Origin of the sequence: Verminephrobacter aporrectodeae subsp. tuberculatae At4, from assembly GCF_000193225.1 — a bacterium.
Lineage (GTDB): Bacteria > Pseudomonadota > Gammaproteobacteria > Burkholderiales > Burkholderiaceae_C > Acidovorax > Acidovorax aporrectodeae.
Window position 1 is genome coordinate 1 of record NZ_AFAL01000656.1, and the last position, 410, is coordinate 410.

General features: G+C 64.9%; 1 pseudogene. It reads right to left on the bottom strand.

Annotated features, from left to right (window positions below):
* A pseudogene (locus VTU_RS33890) lies at positions 1 to 331 on the bottom strand (IS66 family transposase); the annotation flags it as partial.
* Positions 332 to 410 lie beyond the last annotated feature (79 nt).

Genomic DNA, 410 nt, shown 5'->3' on the forward strand with positions numbered 1-410 from the left:
CCTCGGACATGGGCATGTCAAAGAGGTCGCCCATCACTTCACCCGTGCGCTTGAGTGGCAGCATCTGGTACTGGTTCAGGTGCACGGCTGCGGCCTTCGCGCGCGGGCCGTATTGCACCGCGGCGGTGACGTCCGCAGGGAATGCGCCACGGTGGGTCTTGCCGCAGTTGCAGATCGCTTGCAGCACGCGGTGCTCGGTGACTTGGTGGCGCAAATCAGGCAGATCGTGAACCTGCCGGGCCTCAACCACGCTGGCCTGACCCAAGGAACCGTGGCAGACATCGCAATGCTCGGGCGGTGCATGGGTGACGACCACATTGGGCTCGGCCACTTGGCACAGGGTATGACCCTTGTGCCCCTTCTGTCCGCCGACCGGCCGTTGCCCGGCCTTGCGCAATGACTTGGGTTGG